Origin of the sequence: uncultured Rikenella sp. (assembly GCF_910579375.1) — a bacterium.
Classification (GTDB): Bacteria; Bacteroidota; Bacteroidia; order Bacteroidales; family Rikenellaceae; genus Rikenella.
Window position 1 is genome coordinate 15,484 of record NZ_CAJTUJ010000013.1, and the last position, 15,191, is coordinate 30,674.

The window sequence follows — 15,191 nt, forward strand, 5'->3', positions numbered from 1 at the left end:
AGACGACTATGCAACGCGACATTCGCCGGGAGCTCCAAGACCGGATCCTGATACTCGACGGCGGGCTGGGCACCCTGATCCAGGCCCGAGGGCTGACCGAATCCGACTACGACGGCCACGTCGGCTGCAACGACTATCTGGTCGTGAGCCGCCCCGACGTGCTTGAGGAGATCCACGCCGCCTATCTGGAGGCCGGAGCCGATATCGTTTCGACCGACACCTTCAACGCCAACCCCGTATCGCTGCGAGACTACGGATTGCAGGCACGCACCTGGGAGCTCAGCAAAACCGCCGCCGCACTGGCCCGCAGCGTAGCCGACCGGTTCGAACGGCAGGACGGCCGGCCACGGTTCGTGGCCGGCTCCGTGGGGCCGACCAACCGGAGCGCCTCGATATCACCCGACGTGAACGACCCCGGCCTGCGCAACATCACCTTCGACGAGCTGGCCGAAGGATACGCCGAACAGATGCGCGGCCTGATCGACGGCGGAGCCGACCTGATCCTGATCGAGACCGTCTTCGACACGCTCAACTGCAAAGCGGCCATCTACGCCCTCCGGACGCTGATCGGCAACCGTTCGATTCCGCTGATGGTCAGCGGCACGATCACCGACGCCAGCGGGCGGCTCCTGTCGGGCCAGACCGTCGAAGCCTTCTACGCCTCGGTCGAGCACGGCGACCTGCTGAGCATCGGGCTGAACTGCGCGTTCGGGGCGCGGCAGATGATGCCCTACGTCGAACGGCTCGGTCGGGTGGCCAAGGGGGCCGTTTCGGCCCACCCCAACGCCGGACTGCCGAACGTGCTGGGCGGGTACGACGAAAGTGCGGAACAGATGGCCGTTATCATCGAGGAATATCTCAAAGCGGGATTGTTGAACATCGTCGGCGGATGCTGCGGAACCACGCCGGAACACATCCGGGCGATTGCCGAAGTCGCTAAAAAATACAAACCGCGCACGTATCGCGCGCCTCAGGACAACGGCGGCGCGACGGTGCTGGCGGGGCTCGACATCGTCCGGATCGAACCGGCGTCCAACTTCGTGAACGTCGGCGAACGGACGAACGTGGCGGGTTCGGCCCGGTTCGCCCGGCTGATCCGCGAACGGCAGTACGCCGAAGCGCTGGCCGTGGCCGCCGAACAGGTCGAAGGAGGCGCCCAGGTGATCGACGTCTGCATGGACGCGCCGATGATCGATGCCGAACGGGCGATGACCGACTTTCTGAACCTGACGGCAGCAGAGCCCGAAATCGCCCAACGGCCCGTAATGATCGACTCGTCGGACTGGCGGGTAATCGAAGCCGGGCTCCAGATCGTGCAGGGGAAAGCGGTCGTCAACTCCCTCTCGCTCAAGGAGGGCGAAGCGCTCTTTCTCGACCACGCGCGCCGCGTGCGGGCCTTCGGAGCGGCTGCCGTCGTCATGCTCTTCGACGAGCGGGGACAGGCCGACTCCTACGAACGTAAAATCGAGGTGGCGGAGCGAGCTTATAAACTCCTGACAGAGAACGGGTTTCCGGCCGAAGACATTATTTTCGACCCGAACATCCTGGCCGTGGCCACCGGCATCGAGGCCCACAACGACTACGGCCGGGCGTTTATCGCAGCAACGGCGTGGATCAAGCGGAATTGCCCGGGAGCGCGGGTGAGCGGCGGCGTGAGCAACCTCTCGTTCTCGTTCCGGGGCAACAATCCGGTGCGCGAGGCGATGCACTCGGTCTTTCTCTACCACGCCACCCGCGCCGGGATGGACATGGGGATCGTCAACCCCTCGATGCTCCGGATTTACGACGACATCGACCCGGAGTTGCTGACGCTTTGCGAAGACGTGGTACTGAACCGCCGGGACGACGCAGCGGAACGGCTCACGGCATATGCCGGGTCGCACGCCGCCGAAACCGGCGCAGCCGCAACGACAAAGCACGACGCCTGGCGCGACGGAACGGTCGAAGAGCGGATTATCCACGCGCTGGTTCAGGGAGCGACAACGCATATCGAAGCGGACACCCAGGAGGCTTATGAGAAGTACGGTTCGGCTATCGAAGTGATCGACCGCGTGCTGATGGCCGGGATGAGCGAGGTGGGAGAGCGGTTCGGAGCCGGGAAAATGTTCCTGCCCCAGGTCGTCAAGTCGGCCCGGGTGATGAAACAGGCGGTCTCGGTGCTGGAACCCTTCATCTCGCACGACCGGACGACGGAACAGGGAGCCAAACTGCTGATCGCCACGGTCAAAGGCGACGTGCACGACATCGGCAAGAACATCGTGTCGGTCGTCCTGACCTGCAACGGCTACCGGATCGTGGATCTGGGGGTGATGACACCGCCGGAACGGATCGTAGAGGCGGCGATGGCCGAACAGGTCGATGCGGTGATCCTCTCGGGGCTGATCACCCCGTCGTTGGAGGAGATGCGCGTGGTGGCCGAACGGTTCGAACGAGCAGGCCTGCGGATACCGATCTGCGTGGGCGGAGCGACGACCTCGGAGCTCCACACGGCAGTGAAAATCGCCCCCTCCTATAGCGGTCTGGTGGCCCACTCGACCGACGCTTCGAACTGCGTCCGGTTAGTGAACCGTATTTTGAAAGAGCCGGGGTTTGCAACGCGCTACCGAGCCCGACAGGAGGAGTTGCGGCAGCAGTATGCCGCCCAGCGTGCGGCCGGCGAACTGCGTCCGTTGAGCGAGGCGCGGACGCACAAGCTCAAATTGGATTTCAACGCCGGAACAGTAGCTCAACCCCGACAGCTCGGCAAACGGGTGCTGACCCGTTATCCGCTGGAGGGACTCGCGGAGCGGATCGACTGGAGCTATTTTTTCGCCGAGTGGGACTTGAGGGGGCGTTATCCGGAGATTTTCGACCATCCGACCAAGGGCGAAGAGGCACGGCGATTGTTCGACGACGCCCAGACCATGCTGCGTCGGCTGCTCGCCTCGGGCGAGGTGCGGGCGGATGCGGTGGTGGCGATCGTGCCGGCGCGGAGCGAGGGAGACGACTTGCTGATCCGAGGCTGTTGCCACACCGACGGCATTTTGTGCGGATGCGGTGCGCCGGAGATTCGGTTCGCCTGCCTGCGGAATCAGGAGGCGAATCACGCAACCAACCTCTCGCTCGCGGACTTCATTTCGCCGGGGCCGACTGCGGGCGCGCCGCAGGATCACATCGCTCTGTTCGCCTTGGGGGTGACGTGCGATTTCCGCGGTGATTCCGATTACGAAAACATCATGGCCCGCATACTTTGCGATCGACTGGCAGAGGCCTTTGCAACGGAGCTGTCGGCCCGGTTGCGGGATGAGTGGTGGGGTTTTCCGGCCGGTTCGGAAGGGATACGGGTGGCCATAGGCTATCCGTCGGCTCCGGATCACGCGGGCAAACGACTGATTTTCGACCTGTTGGATGTCGAGGGAGAGATTCCGCTGCGTCTGACGGAGAATTTCATGATGCAGCCGACCTCGGCCGTTTCGGGTCTCGTTTTCGCCCATCCGGAGGCACGTTATTTCTCGGTGGGACAGATAAACGACGAGCAATTAGCGGATTACGCGCAACGGACGGGGCGTTCGGCGGACGAGTTACGCCGTCTGCTGCCGAATCAGGTGCGATAACCCGTGTTTCTCCCGTTCCGTTTATTCCGAGAGGCAACGCAACTGGATACCGTAGGCGCGGCTGTTAGCGCTGCTGGGATTGAGCCCCTGCGCGTAGAAGCCCACGAACACGCCAAGAGTCCCGCTGACCATAGAAGCCCAGCTATACCCGTCATGGCCGACGGCGTGCAGTGGGCCGAAATGAGGATGGCGGTAGCCCAGGGCGAGGAACTGAACATCCTTGGGGTACATGAAATTACTTTCCGCGAAAATTTTGACAACGAAATTTGGAGGTTCCGAAATTTTGTCTACCTTTGCACTGCAAACAAGGGGTGCCATAGCTCAGTTGGTAGAGCAAAGGACTGAAAATCCTTGTGTCCTTGGTTCGATTCCGAGTGGCACCACTTAAGATCAGCGTCTACAGTCTCATGTAGGCGCTTTTTTTGTGCTTTGCGCGGTCTGAACAGGCGAAAAACACGGGGTTGTTTTCTCCAATGTTTTAACCGAAATGACAACCGTAGAACTGGTTTGCTACAAGTACAAACCACTGAAAAACGGAGAGTTACCCCTCAAAATCCGAATCACCAAAGACCGCAAGATCCGGTATGTAAACCTCGGTGTTTCTACCAAGCCGGAGCATTGGGACTTCTCCAAAAATCAACCCAAATCCAACTGCCCCAACAGAGAGCAACTCGAAAGGCTGATTGCCAACAAGATAGGCGAAGTAAAAGCTCAGATTGTCGAGCTAAAGGCAGACCGCAAAGAGTTTACGGCGACATCTCTGGTGCAGAAGATCAACAACCGCGATAAATCCGTCTCAGTCCGAGAATTGTTCCAAGCCCACCTGAAATACCTCGCGGAGATGAATCGGACGGGCTATATGCTCTCCATCAGGCAAACGTTCAATTCTCTATCGGCATTCTCCTCCTCGCTGGATATCCCTTTCTCTGACATCGACGTGGCTTGGTTAAGACGATATGAAACGTGGCTTAGGAAGCAGGGGAAATCTGAAAACACGATTGGCATCCGGTTCAGAAATCTGCGGATGATCTACAATTTAGCCATCGAAAAAGGCATCGTAAAGAAAGAATACTACCCCTTTGCGAGTTACAAGGTTTCCAAACTGCACAAGGCCACAGCCAAAAGAGCCATCCCGAAAGAGGCGATAAGGGCAATCATCCACTATCCCGTTAAGGACAAGGATTTCTACACCCGATTGGCCGTCTCTCTGTTCTCTTTCTCCTACTTCATGGGCGGGATCAACTTCGTGGACATGGCCTATCTAAGCTCAAAAAACATCGTCGGCGGCAGATTGATCTACACCCGGCGAAAGACCGGCAAGCTAATAAACCTCCCATTAAGCAGCGAGGCTCTATCCGCTCTAGAAGCATGGAAGCACACCGGGAGCAACTATCTGTTTCCCATCCTCTCCTCAGTCCACAAAACCGAGCAGATGAGACTGAACCGGCTTCACAAGGTCATCACCAAGGTAAACAACGCATTGAAGCAGTTAGGCGAACATTTGCAACTACCTGTCAAACTGACCACCTACGTCGCGCGTCACAGTTTTGCGACGGTGCTGAAACGTGAGGGTGTGAGCACCTCGATTATTTGTGAATCGTTGGGCCATAGCTCCGAGAAGACAACTCAAATCTACCTCGACAGCTTCGAAAACACCCAAATCGACGAGGCTATGAAACATCTGCTGTAAGGCTCTATCAATGCAAAAAGAGGACATCCCCGGTGATTGGAGGTGTCCTCTTGTTTTTTCACGGATAAGATGGCGTTATGCCGCCGAGCTATCCTCTTCTTGCGTGGAGGACGAGTCTTTCGTGATGGACGGGATAACGCTTTCCAGCTTGTTTGACGTAAACGACTCTTGGTAAAGCATAATCTCGCTACCCAGACAATCCACCCCCTCGTCCCTGACCCGTCTGACCGCTCCATTGCCCAGAAAAACGATGTGTTCCGCTACGATTTTAGCCGTCAGACCCTTTTCTTCGCACTGTCTCTCGAACCGTTTGCTGTCCAGCAGCGAATCCACCTGATCCTTGTAAGTCAGCCAAAATTTTTCGACGTCCGAAGCATCTACACCTACCACACGCTCCACACACCGGAACTTAATCTGGTTGGTCTTGTCGAGCTGTTTGTCGAACGTGTTTTTGGCCTTTCGGAGCAGCTGCCAGAACACAGGCATCGAGCGGCGCTTGGCCTTGGGTTGAGCATTCACGGTTGTCGGGTTTTCTTTTTTTGATACATTTGTGTTCAAATTTAAGAAAATATGGTCAATAAACACGCCTGTGTTCCCCCAAAAGAAGATTTTATCATCCGACGCATGGTAGAGTCGGATAATCCCGACATTGCACGATTTATCCGCGCGGTGATTGACGAATACTCTGGGCCGCAAAAAGACAGCGTTTATGATGATCCATCCACCGATTGTTTGTATCAATCTTTTAAGAAACAAAAGGCGGAATATTGGGTTATTGATTATAAAGGGAAAGCGGTAGGTGGTTGCGGCTATTATCCTACGGAAGGACTCCCACGGGGATGTGCTGAAATTGTGAAATTCTACATTATGCCGATTGCACGCGGTTGCGGACTCGGAGGACAGCTTATGGATATAATTATCGAGCAGGCCCGGGATGCCGGATACAGTCAACTGTACATCGAAACCATAGCCCTGTTTTCCACTGCTGTAGAGATGTATAAAAAACGAGGGTTTGAATTGCTCGATCACAAGATGGGCAATACCGGGCATTCTTCTATGGAAATATTTATGATAAAAACATTAGTATAAATAAGTAAGTATTCCAAATATATCAACAGATGCCGCTCTAAGATGTTTTACCAATATGGGAAAACATATATAATGAAAAAACTCTTTTCTTGGATCCCCATCCGATTATATGACAATACAATCTCCTGTATATTCGCAGTGCGATAAAAGAGAATCTCATTAAAAAACCTTATGTGGTCCTTCTCTCTGTTGGATTATATAGAAACTTTTTCCGAGCGGGAAACCGAACCGCTCTAGACAAAGTCCATTTCCGAATCAAAAAAATTTCTGGCAGCTATCTATTACCGACCCGTAACACAGACTGCCGATACGGTTTCGAGATTCTTTTTCTATCTTTGATACTATCAAATGATACGATCGTGAAACCGCCTTATACGATTAACCCCACTATCCTTAACCTGATCGCTTCCATTTCGGAAAAGTTGGGAGAGGTCAAAGCAGCCTATCTGCATAAAGCGCCTACCGAACTGCGGAAACGAAACCGCATCCGTACGATCCACTCTTCGCTGGCTGTGGAGGGCAATACCCTGACTATCGATCAGGTTACGGCGATTCTCGACCATAAACGGGTTGTGGCTCCACGGCGAGATATTCTAGAGGTACAGAACGCCATAACGACCTATGACCGTTTGGCAGAGTTCAAACCGTACAGCATTGAATCGATCTGCAAGGCCCACCGACTGTTGATGAACGGACTGATCGACCATCCCGGCGAGTTGCGTCGAAGTTCTGTGGGTATCGTCAAAGGTGAACAGCTTACCCACTTGGCTCCACCGGCTGAAAGAGTCAGGACACAGTTGAACGACCTGTTGCATTATCTGAAAACCGATCCGGATCTGATGTTGGTTAAAAGCTGTGTCTTTCATTACGAATTCGAGTATATCCATCCGTTTTTGGACGGCAACGGACGTATGGGACGCTTGTGGCATACCGTTTTGTTGAGCCGGCATAATCCGGTGTTCGAATACGTGCCAATCGAGACGCTTATCAAATCGCAGCAGGAGGAGTATTACCGCGTATTGGAGTTGTCGGACAATGCAGGCCATTCGACCCCTTTCGTGGAGTTCATGCTCGGTATTATCGACCATTCGCTGGAGGAGCTGTTACAAACGCAGAACATCACGCTTTCAGCCGCGGAACGAATCGACCTGTTTCGGATGCTGGCAGAGAATGACCGGTTTGCGCGCGCCGATTACCTGCGTTATTTCAAAGATATCTCTTCTGCAACAGCCAGCCGCGATCTTGCTACAGCGGTCGAAACGGGTGTGTTGGAACGTATCGGCACTGGCAGAACGACTCAATATCGATTTATTCGCTGATATCTACCAGATATATTGCGCGCTTAAGGATACTCCTTTTAGCTACCCTCCCCGTCGGTTGGTGGGAAAACAGATTGCAGATATTATCTATTTACTATACGCACAACTCGTTAAATCCTAAGACACTCTTCAGGTTCCGAGAACTTTAAACAGAGAGCCTTATGGATAGAGAAACTTTAACGAAGATTCATGTGCTGTATCCCCAATCCTCCGTCGTCGAAGAGTTGATCCAGTGCGGTAAGCTGGAGTGTGAATCGCTGTATGATGCCGGTTGCGAGGTTTTGGAATGGTGGTTGGTGAGCGACTGGTTGGCTGTCAAACTTACAGAACATGGCGAGGTGGTTATCGAGGATTACGGTTGCCGGTGGTGGGGACGAACTACAAGCGGTCAAGCCGTCTATATGGACTGGGTCATCGCCCAAATCTGCGGCGAGTGAAAAGCCGATATCTCCAGCTTACGGCGAACATAGTTTCCGGTCAATAGCGGAATTTTGGAAAGTTTGGGCGACCTTTGCCCTCACAATACCCCAAAAGAGTGTTCGGAGCGAAACATTTTCTATCTTTGTCAGGTCGGGAGCAATCTCGGCGGACATATTTTCGATGAAAGTGTTTAGCTTTTGTCCTTGGATAGAAATCTGGAAAATTTCAACTGAAACAAGGATAACAAAACACTCAATCACTTGTATGCTTACGATTTGTTCGTTCTGAACGTCGTATCTATACAGGTGTGGGGTATTGTTTATTTGTTTCAGGGTATTCCAGAACCTCTATCCAGATAAACTAACGACTCCACACTTTCTTTTTTCTACACCCTGTCTTTCCACGGAGTCGGAGGGGCGAAAAATCTACCAAAATTATGTGTTATTATTTCGTAGTTAACACAAACGGGACAGGCTTTTGCTTGGAGGATTTATCAACCCACAAACAATTCTCTGTAACAAAAACAACTTACAACCAATTTCAAGATCAAAACGGGAAAACAGCAACCATTCAGAAAATTCTACCACCAAATTTCAACTTGACAATTTACCGCTGCGAGAAAGACCTTCTTATCACTTCTACAGGAACAAATGATCTACTGTACAGACTTTCAGATCATTTGCAACAATTTACTCCACAGCATACTCTTGAACAAGACTCCATTATAGAACTATCTGCATGGAAGTAATAGCAAAGTAAGATTTGAATCATCAAATTCAACAGACTCTTATCATGAAAAAATACTTTTTAATTACCATAACAGCCTTAATGGCTGTTATGGTTTGGTCTTGCAAAAAAGACAAGAACGGCGACGATTTTAATGACAACAGCAATCCTGATCCTAATGGCCCGCCGTGGGGGATTGAGCTAACAATTGAAAATATAATCGGTCAGGGCCCATTTTTCTTTAGAGTCGCCGGAGCCGGAACATTTACCATCGATTGGGGTGACGGTACCAAGCAGGAAAATATGCAGATGCCGCAACTTGAAGAAGTACCTGAAGATGTTGATGTTTATAGTTTCCCTGCTTTTTCCCATAAATATGAATACGGAGGGCCGTATCAAGTCAAAGTGTTTGGTCAAGGGGGTGTCACCTTATTCAATGTAAATAGTGCCATTGCCTGCAGTTCTCTTTTGTTAGATAACTGTTCGCAATTGAAATATTTGAATTGCCGCTACAATCAATTGACCTCGCTGGATATCAGCGGGTGTTCGCAATTGAAATATTTGGATTGCCGCCACAATCTACTGACCTCGCTGGATATAAGCAACTGTCCTCAATTGAGAAAGCTGGATTGTGGCGAGAATCTACTGACCTCGTTGGATGTCAGCGGACAAACAGAATTGCAAACTGTGGTGTGCAAAGGTAATCTATTGTCCACCTTGAATACCAGCGGATGTACGAAGTTGGAAGAATTGGAGTGCCAGGACAATCTATTATTGACCTCCTTGAACGTCAGCAAATGTACGCAGTTGGAAAAGCTGGAATGCTGGAATAATCTACTGACCTCGCTGGATATCAACCAATGTCCGCAATTGGAATATTTGTGGTGCTCTTGGAATCGACTGACCTCATTAGATGTAAGCCAATGTCCGCAATTGAAATCTTTGAGCTGCCGTAGCAATGGACTGACCTCGCTGGATGCGAGCGGATGTACGCAGTTAAAAGGGTTGGATTGCGGTGAAAATCAACTAGCCTCCTTGAACGTCAGCAAATGTACGCAGTTGGAAAAGTTGGATTGCGGTGAAAATCAACTAGCCTCCTTGAACGTCAGCAAATGTACGCAGTTGGAAAAGTTGGATTGCTGGAATAATCGACTGACCTCATTAGATGTGAGCGGATGTACGAAGTTGGAAAGGTTGGAGTGCTATATCAATCAATTATCCGAAGTTGCCATGAACAAAATTTATTTCGATTTACCACCTGTCAAGTCGCAGCAGGGCGTATTGGAGATCGATAAAAAGAACGCAGGTAATTATGTGATTGCTAAGAGGAAAGGGTGGGTTGTGTATTTTCATTAACCTGTCAAATTCTAAAAATGGTGAAACAAATGAAAGCACAATGGATTAAATTAATCGAAGAATACGACAAGTTCAGTAAGCACAGAACGATTTGCCTATTTCAAACATTGCGTTCTCCTCTTAGCCGGGTGCCCAAGCAAGTGCGGGAACAGTGGAATAAGATCATAGGGAGCCATAGAGATCGATTATCACAGGCTAAAGACTACAACGATTTATACCAGCAAATAGAGGATTTGAAAATCTCAGGTATTGGTCCTGCATGCATTGGAGAAACTGCGGCAAAAATAGCAGATGATTATAATATACCTGTAGATGATTCTTGTTGGGCTTGTTGTTACTTGATGATATCGTTGAAGAGTGCTGACTTACATACGTTGCGGCACTCTCTGGATGAAGCGAAATTAACGCCAAAACAGCAAATAGATTTCATTCTCACCTTTAGAACCAAGATTCGACGGTTGCTCAAAGCAATGTATAGGTAAGCAGCTCTAAATTTCTACCCCGTAGCGCCCTCGGCGCGCGGGGGTTTCTTTTTTTACATCAATAACTTTCGCTATCTTTGAATCTATGAGCGAGATTGAAGTACAACAGATGGAAGAAAAGATACTCCGAGGGATCGAACTGGCATACCAGAAGCTGGTGGAACAGAAAAAACGTGAAAACGGCGAATTGGTTTTCTCTCAGGATGGAAAGATTGTGGTGGTCAAGGCATGCGATTTAGACTGATTGCAGCCATCATTAATTCAACAAACCCTATTCTGCTTCGGTGGAATGGGGTTTTCTTTTTGGTCGACCACTCAGAAGCCTTATTCTCCTAAGACTAAAATAACCCCTTAACGAGGTTTGGCCTTGTTATTTTTAAATTGAGGTTGGGGCCGGTCATCCGGTTCTATGCTCTTAAATAATTCACCTTTAATACGTTAAAACACAATGAAGAGACTATCTCCATCCGGCTATGGGTAGTCGGAGGTCTAACAGGATGACTTAGAGTCGATTACAGTTTTATTTTATTCACCCGCAGACGGCGAAACACTCTCCATAGGGTCTCCATAGAGAAAAACCGGTGCAATATTTCTGCATATAACAAATTGATTATTTGTATATTTGTAAAAATCACTCAGGTGATAGAGTACAAGCTATGGTGATCTTCTCCGGAAGTCCCCCTTGCAACAGAAATAACCTAATTTAAATCATTCACCCCACAGAAGACAACCCGTCTTGTTTTCTCAAATGTTTTCACCAGAACGCTGAAAGTAAAAGGTAAAACAGTGATTACCAGGTCTTAAAATAGGCTATCGATTAATTACTGAAAATCCTTGTGTCCTTGGTTCGATTCCGAGTGGCACCACTTAAGATCAGCGTCTACAGTCTCATGTAGGCGCTTTTTTTGTGCTTTGCGCGGCTGATTTTCGTGGCTTTGGACACCCCAAGTTAAACCGGGAGTTAAACCGAAATTCACCCGGACATCGGAATAATCAACCAACTCCCTGTCGACATCGCCGCCCCGGGCTACCGCCACAACCTGGCGGGTAGCCTGCTGAGCATCGGCGAACAAGGCTACAGTTGGTCTTCCTCGGCAAGCGACACCAACGGCCTGAATTTGGGCTTTGGCGGAACTTGGTTCCGCTTCAGCAGTTCGGACGGACGTGCCTACGGTTTTCAGTTGCGTTGCCTCTCGGAATAAACGGGAACGCGCGCACGCGGTGGGTTAAGAGGCCGGAATGATCCGAACGCTCCCCGACACAACCTATCGCCCCCTCACTTAACGCCCACTCCCTTCAGCCCGCGCCACAGACGAACCGCCCGCAACACCCCCACCGGACAATCCGCACACCGACCCCGAGCACAATATTCCGTACTCAATTGAATCAACGCCTGCGAGTCCGACGCGCTTTCCGGCCGAAACGCTCCGGCCCACATCCGGGTATAGCGGTTCGACTCCGGCGCCACCTCGTCGTAGAGCACCAACGCCCGCTCCTGCAACCCCGTGTCGCGAGTCGCACGCCCCATCGCCGTCAGCAGCGGAATCACGAAATTGATGATCCGCAAATCCACCTTCTGAACGCTCATCCCCTGTTCCGCCCCTCCGAACAACTCGCGCAACGCCGTCATCCCCTGCATCGCCGCCTCGCGCACCCGCTCCGACAACTGTGTCGCCCGAACCAGCAACGCCGCCGCCCTCAGCAGCATCGTCGAAGGCAGCGACACCGGCCGAACGCCCGCTCCGGCCCACGACACCACCGGTCGCAACAACCCGTATTCCTTTTTCAGCGACAAATAGATATCCTGCCACTGCCGAACGGCCGGTTCCGCCTCAAACACCCCGCTCAGATAGCCCGACTGCCCTAGCAGCAAAGCCTCGGCCTGCCGCACATCGCCTCCGCAACGGACGAAACAACGCAAAGGGATCGACCTCGCCAACGCCTCGTAAGAACGTTTCTGATCCCCCATCCCCAGCGAACGCAGATAACAGACATACGCCGTCTCGTCCCAATCTCCGCCCAAATCGGCCCGCAACCGTTCGACCTCGGCCGTCTTGCGTCGCAACCGATCCGCCAGCAATCGTGACACGATCTGCCCCTGCTCCACCCCGGCCAGACCGCCAAAAAACTCGGCACACGCTCCTCCCCGACCCTCTGCGGCCGTGGCAAGCGATTCGGCGTACCAGCCGACCAGCCCCTCCGAGGGCTTCAATACGAGCGTCGGCACCTCCCGCCCGTTCCGCACCAACACGCGATCGCGTTCGCCCACCACGTGAAAAGCTACGCTGTCGAAAGCCGGATCGCTCATCCGTCCCCCGTCGCGCCACGTCGAAGCCCGACCATCCACCCGCACCGCTCCGTAAAGCGTCGTCGCTCCGATCCGAACGGCAGCCTGTGCGAAATCCGGCGAGGGGATCGACGCATCGGAATCGGCAGCCGTTTCGGCAGCATACCCCGGATGCTCGACGGCACATTCGCCAACCTCCCCGACCTCCAACTGATCGTCCCGGAACAGACGATGGCCCCACACGAGCGCCAGAAAGCTCCTTGTTTGATTTTCGGTCATAAATTGTTTCGCTAAAACCGTCCGCCGCACGGTCTTTTCCTCCGAGCGGCATTGTTTTCCAAAGATAGCGTTTCGGAACGAAAGTCTCGCTTTCTTTTTCGCCGGAAATCCCCTATATTTGCGACACGAAAAATACACAGTATCACCGAAATTCGATATTATGGGAAGAGCTTTTGAATTCCGCAAGGCGCGTAAACTCAAACGCTGGGGAAATATGGCCAAAACATTCACCCGGCTGGGCAAGGAGATCGTCATCGCGGTGAAGGCCGGCGGGCCGGATCCGAACTCCAATCCGCGGCTCCGGATGCTGATCCAGACGGCGAAGTCGGAAAACATGCCGAAAGACAACATCGAACGGGCCATCAAACGGGCGGTCTCGAAAGACACGGATACGGACTACAAAGAGATCCAGTACGACGGTTACGGGCCGTTCGGGATCGCGATCGTGGTGGAAGCGGCGACGAACAACAACACGCGGACGGTGGCCAATGTGCGGAGCTACTTCAACAAGGCGGGCGGTTCGCTGGGGACGACGGGGAGCCTGGATTTCATGTTCGAGCGCAAGTCGGTGTTCAAGATCAAGACGCCGCAGGGGTTGGATCTGGAGGAGTTCGAGCTGGAGATGATCGACTACGGGGTGGACGAGGTGTTTGCGGAAGAGAACGAAGAGGGGGTACAGGAGATTGTAATGTACGGGGCGTACGATTCGTTCAGCAAGATTCAGAACTACTTGGAGGAGAAGGGTTACGAGATTCTGAGCGGGGAGTTCGAACGGATTCCGACGGATCAGAAGGAGGTGACGACGGAACAGCGGGAGTCGATCGAAAAGCTGCTCGAAAAGTTCGAGGAGGACGAGGATGTGCAGCGGGTCTACCACAATATGAAAGAGGAATAGTTCTCTCGCGCGTTTCTTTTTCAACGATATGTATTATGTGGGCTTGTATCTTATCGAAAAGATGCAGGCCCATTTCTGTTTACGGCAAATGGAAACCCCGCCCCGGGCTTCCGCGACGCGGGCATTTATGGGCGATTGGGCGCTTTGACGTACGTCGGCAACTACGGATACAGTTGGTCGTCTGAGCTTAGCGGGACTGACGGCGTGTTTTTGCACTTCGGCACACAGAACCTCGGCCCCAGCAGCGTGGACGGCCGTGGCCACGGTCTTCAGTTGCGCTGCCTCTCGGAATAAACGGGCCGCGAGCCCACGGTGGGCAAGAGACTGGAACAACCCTGAGTAACCGACCACCCAACCCTGCATTTAAATTGCATCACTGCGGCTCTCTGAGCCGCGCGGGCCGAAGCCACCCCAGGCGTAGGGCCGCAACGTCGCGATGCTCGTTGGGCCCACGCTGGCTCCGACCCGAATCACAAGTGAATACCCCTATCTATCTATTGAGTAAAAGCGCGCTGTATGGCAGGCCGGCCCAGGAGGTACCGCAACTCTCGACGCGTAAGCGGCGTGTTGCGGGCCTCCCGGGCGTCCGGCCCGCGCGACTCTGCGAGTCGCAAGAGCAACACCTCGTTCACCGCCCAAAGCTGTCGGGTTCGGCCTGTCGCCCAATTCATTACCAATCTGCCGGGTTCGTTTTCGGCCGAAGCTAACGGAGAACGAATATTAAACTGAGGCGGCCAGTAAAAGACGCTGTGTGTCCCCTCCGCATCCAGGGGCTGCGGGCCGACCGTTGACACGGGGACTGAGCTATTCGCTCTCAGCCTATAGCTGTGCGCCGTCAGCGGTGAGTGCAACGAGCTCCGACGAGTTGCAGTCCGCCGCATGGGGTGGCAGCGAACTGCGCGGCTCAAAGAGCCGCAGAAGCCCGGCCAAAAGCAAAGCCCAAAGCACGACCAAAGGTTCAGCCCCATTCTGTTGGTTTCGGCCTGTCGTCCATCCCCCCGAGCGGCAAAGCCGCTGGGCGACAAGGCCGGCGACCCTAAAGGGTCGAAAAAGCA

At 53.0% G+C, this 15,191-nt stretch carries 13 protein-coding genes and 1 tRNA gene; 11 read left to right on the forward strand and 3 right to left on the reverse strand.

All coding sequences use genetic code 11. The features are described 5' to 3' along the window. Positions 1 to 8 precede the first annotated feature (8 nt). Complete coding sequence (gene metH / locus QZ302_RS02640; RefSeq protein WP_294592166.1) at positions 9 to 3,593, forward strand: methionine synthase; 3,585 nt, start codon at positions 9 to 11, stop codon at positions 3,591 to 3,593. 21 nt (positions 3,594 to 3,614) lie between these two features. Here metH and QZ302_RS02645 read toward each other — a convergent pair whose 3' ends face one another. Further along, entirely contained in the window at positions 3,615 to 3,824 is a 210-nt protein-coding gene (locus tag QZ302_RS02645; RefSeq protein ID WP_294592168.1) for a hypothetical protein, read from the reverse strand. Positions 3,825 to 3,903: 79 nt separating this feature from the next. Between QZ302_RS02645 and QZ302_RS02650 the strand changes: the two genes are divergently transcribed. Next, positions 3,904 to 3,976, forward strand: a tRNA-Phe gene (locus QZ302_RS02650). 104 nt (positions 3,977 to 4,080) lie between these two features. Then, positions 4,081 to 5,283 (forward strand): site-specific integrase, encoded by a 1,203-nt coding sequence (locus tag QZ302_RS02655; protein WP_294592170.1) that lies wholly within the window; start codon positions 4,081 to 4,083, stop codon positions 5,281 to 5,283. A gap of 75 nt (positions 5,284 to 5,358) precedes the next feature. Here QZ302_RS02655 and QZ302_RS02660 read toward each other — a convergent pair whose 3' ends face one another. After that, entirely contained in the window at positions 5,359 to 5,802 is a 444-nt protein-coding gene (locus QZ302_RS02660) for a hypothetical protein (RefSeq protein ID WP_294592173.1), read from the reverse strand. Between the two features lie 51 nt (positions 5,803 to 5,853). On the opposite strand from QZ302_RS02660, the gene QZ302_RS02665 reads away from it, so the two are divergent. The 7 genes from QZ302_RS02665 to QZ302_RS02695 all read left to right on the forward strand — a co-directional run bounded on the left by QZ302_RS02665 (position 5,854) and on the right by QZ302_RS02695 (position 10,919). Next, on the forward strand, positions 5,854 to 6,372 hold the full coding sequence (locus QZ302_RS02665; protein ID WP_294592176.1) for a GNAT family N-acetyltransferase: 519 nt from the start codon (positions 5,854 to 5,856) through the stop codon (positions 6,370 to 6,372). Positions 6,373 to 6,731: 359 nt separating this feature from the next. Then, complete coding sequence (locus tag QZ302_RS02670; protein WP_294592178.1) at positions 6,732 to 7,691, forward strand: Fic family protein; 960 nt, start codon at positions 6,732 to 6,734, stop codon at positions 7,689 to 7,691. Between the two features lie 161 nt (positions 7,692 to 7,852). Next, on the forward strand, positions 7,853 to 8,128 hold the full coding sequence (locus tag QZ302_RS02675) for a hypothetical protein (RefSeq protein WP_294592180.1): 276 nt from the start codon (positions 7,853 to 7,855) through the stop codon (positions 8,126 to 8,128). 419 nt (positions 8,129 to 8,547) lie between these two features. Next, positions 8,548 to 8,859, forward strand: a complete 312-nt coding sequence (locus tag QZ302_RS02680; protein WP_294592182.1) for a hypothetical protein — start codon at positions 8,548 to 8,550, stop codon at positions 8,857 to 8,859. Positions 8,860 to 8,903: 44 nt separating this feature from the next. After that, positions 8,904 to 10,193 (forward strand): leucine-rich repeat domain-containing protein, encoded by a 1,290-nt coding sequence (locus tag QZ302_RS02685; RefSeq protein ID WP_294592184.1) that lies wholly within the window; start codon positions 8,904 to 8,906, stop codon positions 10,191 to 10,193. Positions 10,194 to 10,222: 29 nt separating this feature from the next. Further along, positions 10,223 to 10,675: a hypothetical protein gene (locus QZ302_RS02690; RefSeq protein ID WP_294592186.1), complete on the forward strand. Its 453-nt coding sequence runs from the start codon at positions 10,223 to 10,225 to the stop codon at positions 10,673 to 10,675. A gap of 109 nt (positions 10,676 to 10,784) precedes the next feature. After that, the gene (locus QZ302_RS02695; protein ID WP_294592193.1) at positions 10,785 to 10,919 is read left to right on the forward strand and encodes a hypothetical protein; all 135 of its coding nucleotides are present in this window, start codon (positions 10,785 to 10,787) and stop codon (positions 10,917 to 10,919) included. A 1,032-nt stretch (positions 10,920 to 11,951) separates the two neighbouring features. Here the strand turns inward: QZ302_RS02695 and QZ302_RS02700 are convergent. Further along, entirely contained in the window at positions 11,952 to 13,241 is a 1,290-nt protein-coding gene (locus tag QZ302_RS02700) for a DUF2851 family protein (protein ID WP_294592188.1), read from the reverse strand. Positions 13,242 to 13,401: 160 nt separating this feature from the next. Here QZ302_RS02700 and QZ302_RS02705 point away from each other — a divergent pair, with 160 nt between their 5' ends. Beyond that, complete coding sequence (locus tag QZ302_RS02705) at positions 13,402 to 14,136, forward strand: YebC/PmpR family DNA-binding transcriptional regulator (protein ID WP_294592190.1); 735 nt, start codon at positions 13,402 to 13,404, stop codon at positions 14,134 to 14,136. The last annotated feature ends 1,055 nt before the right edge of the window (positions 14,137 to 15,191 follow it).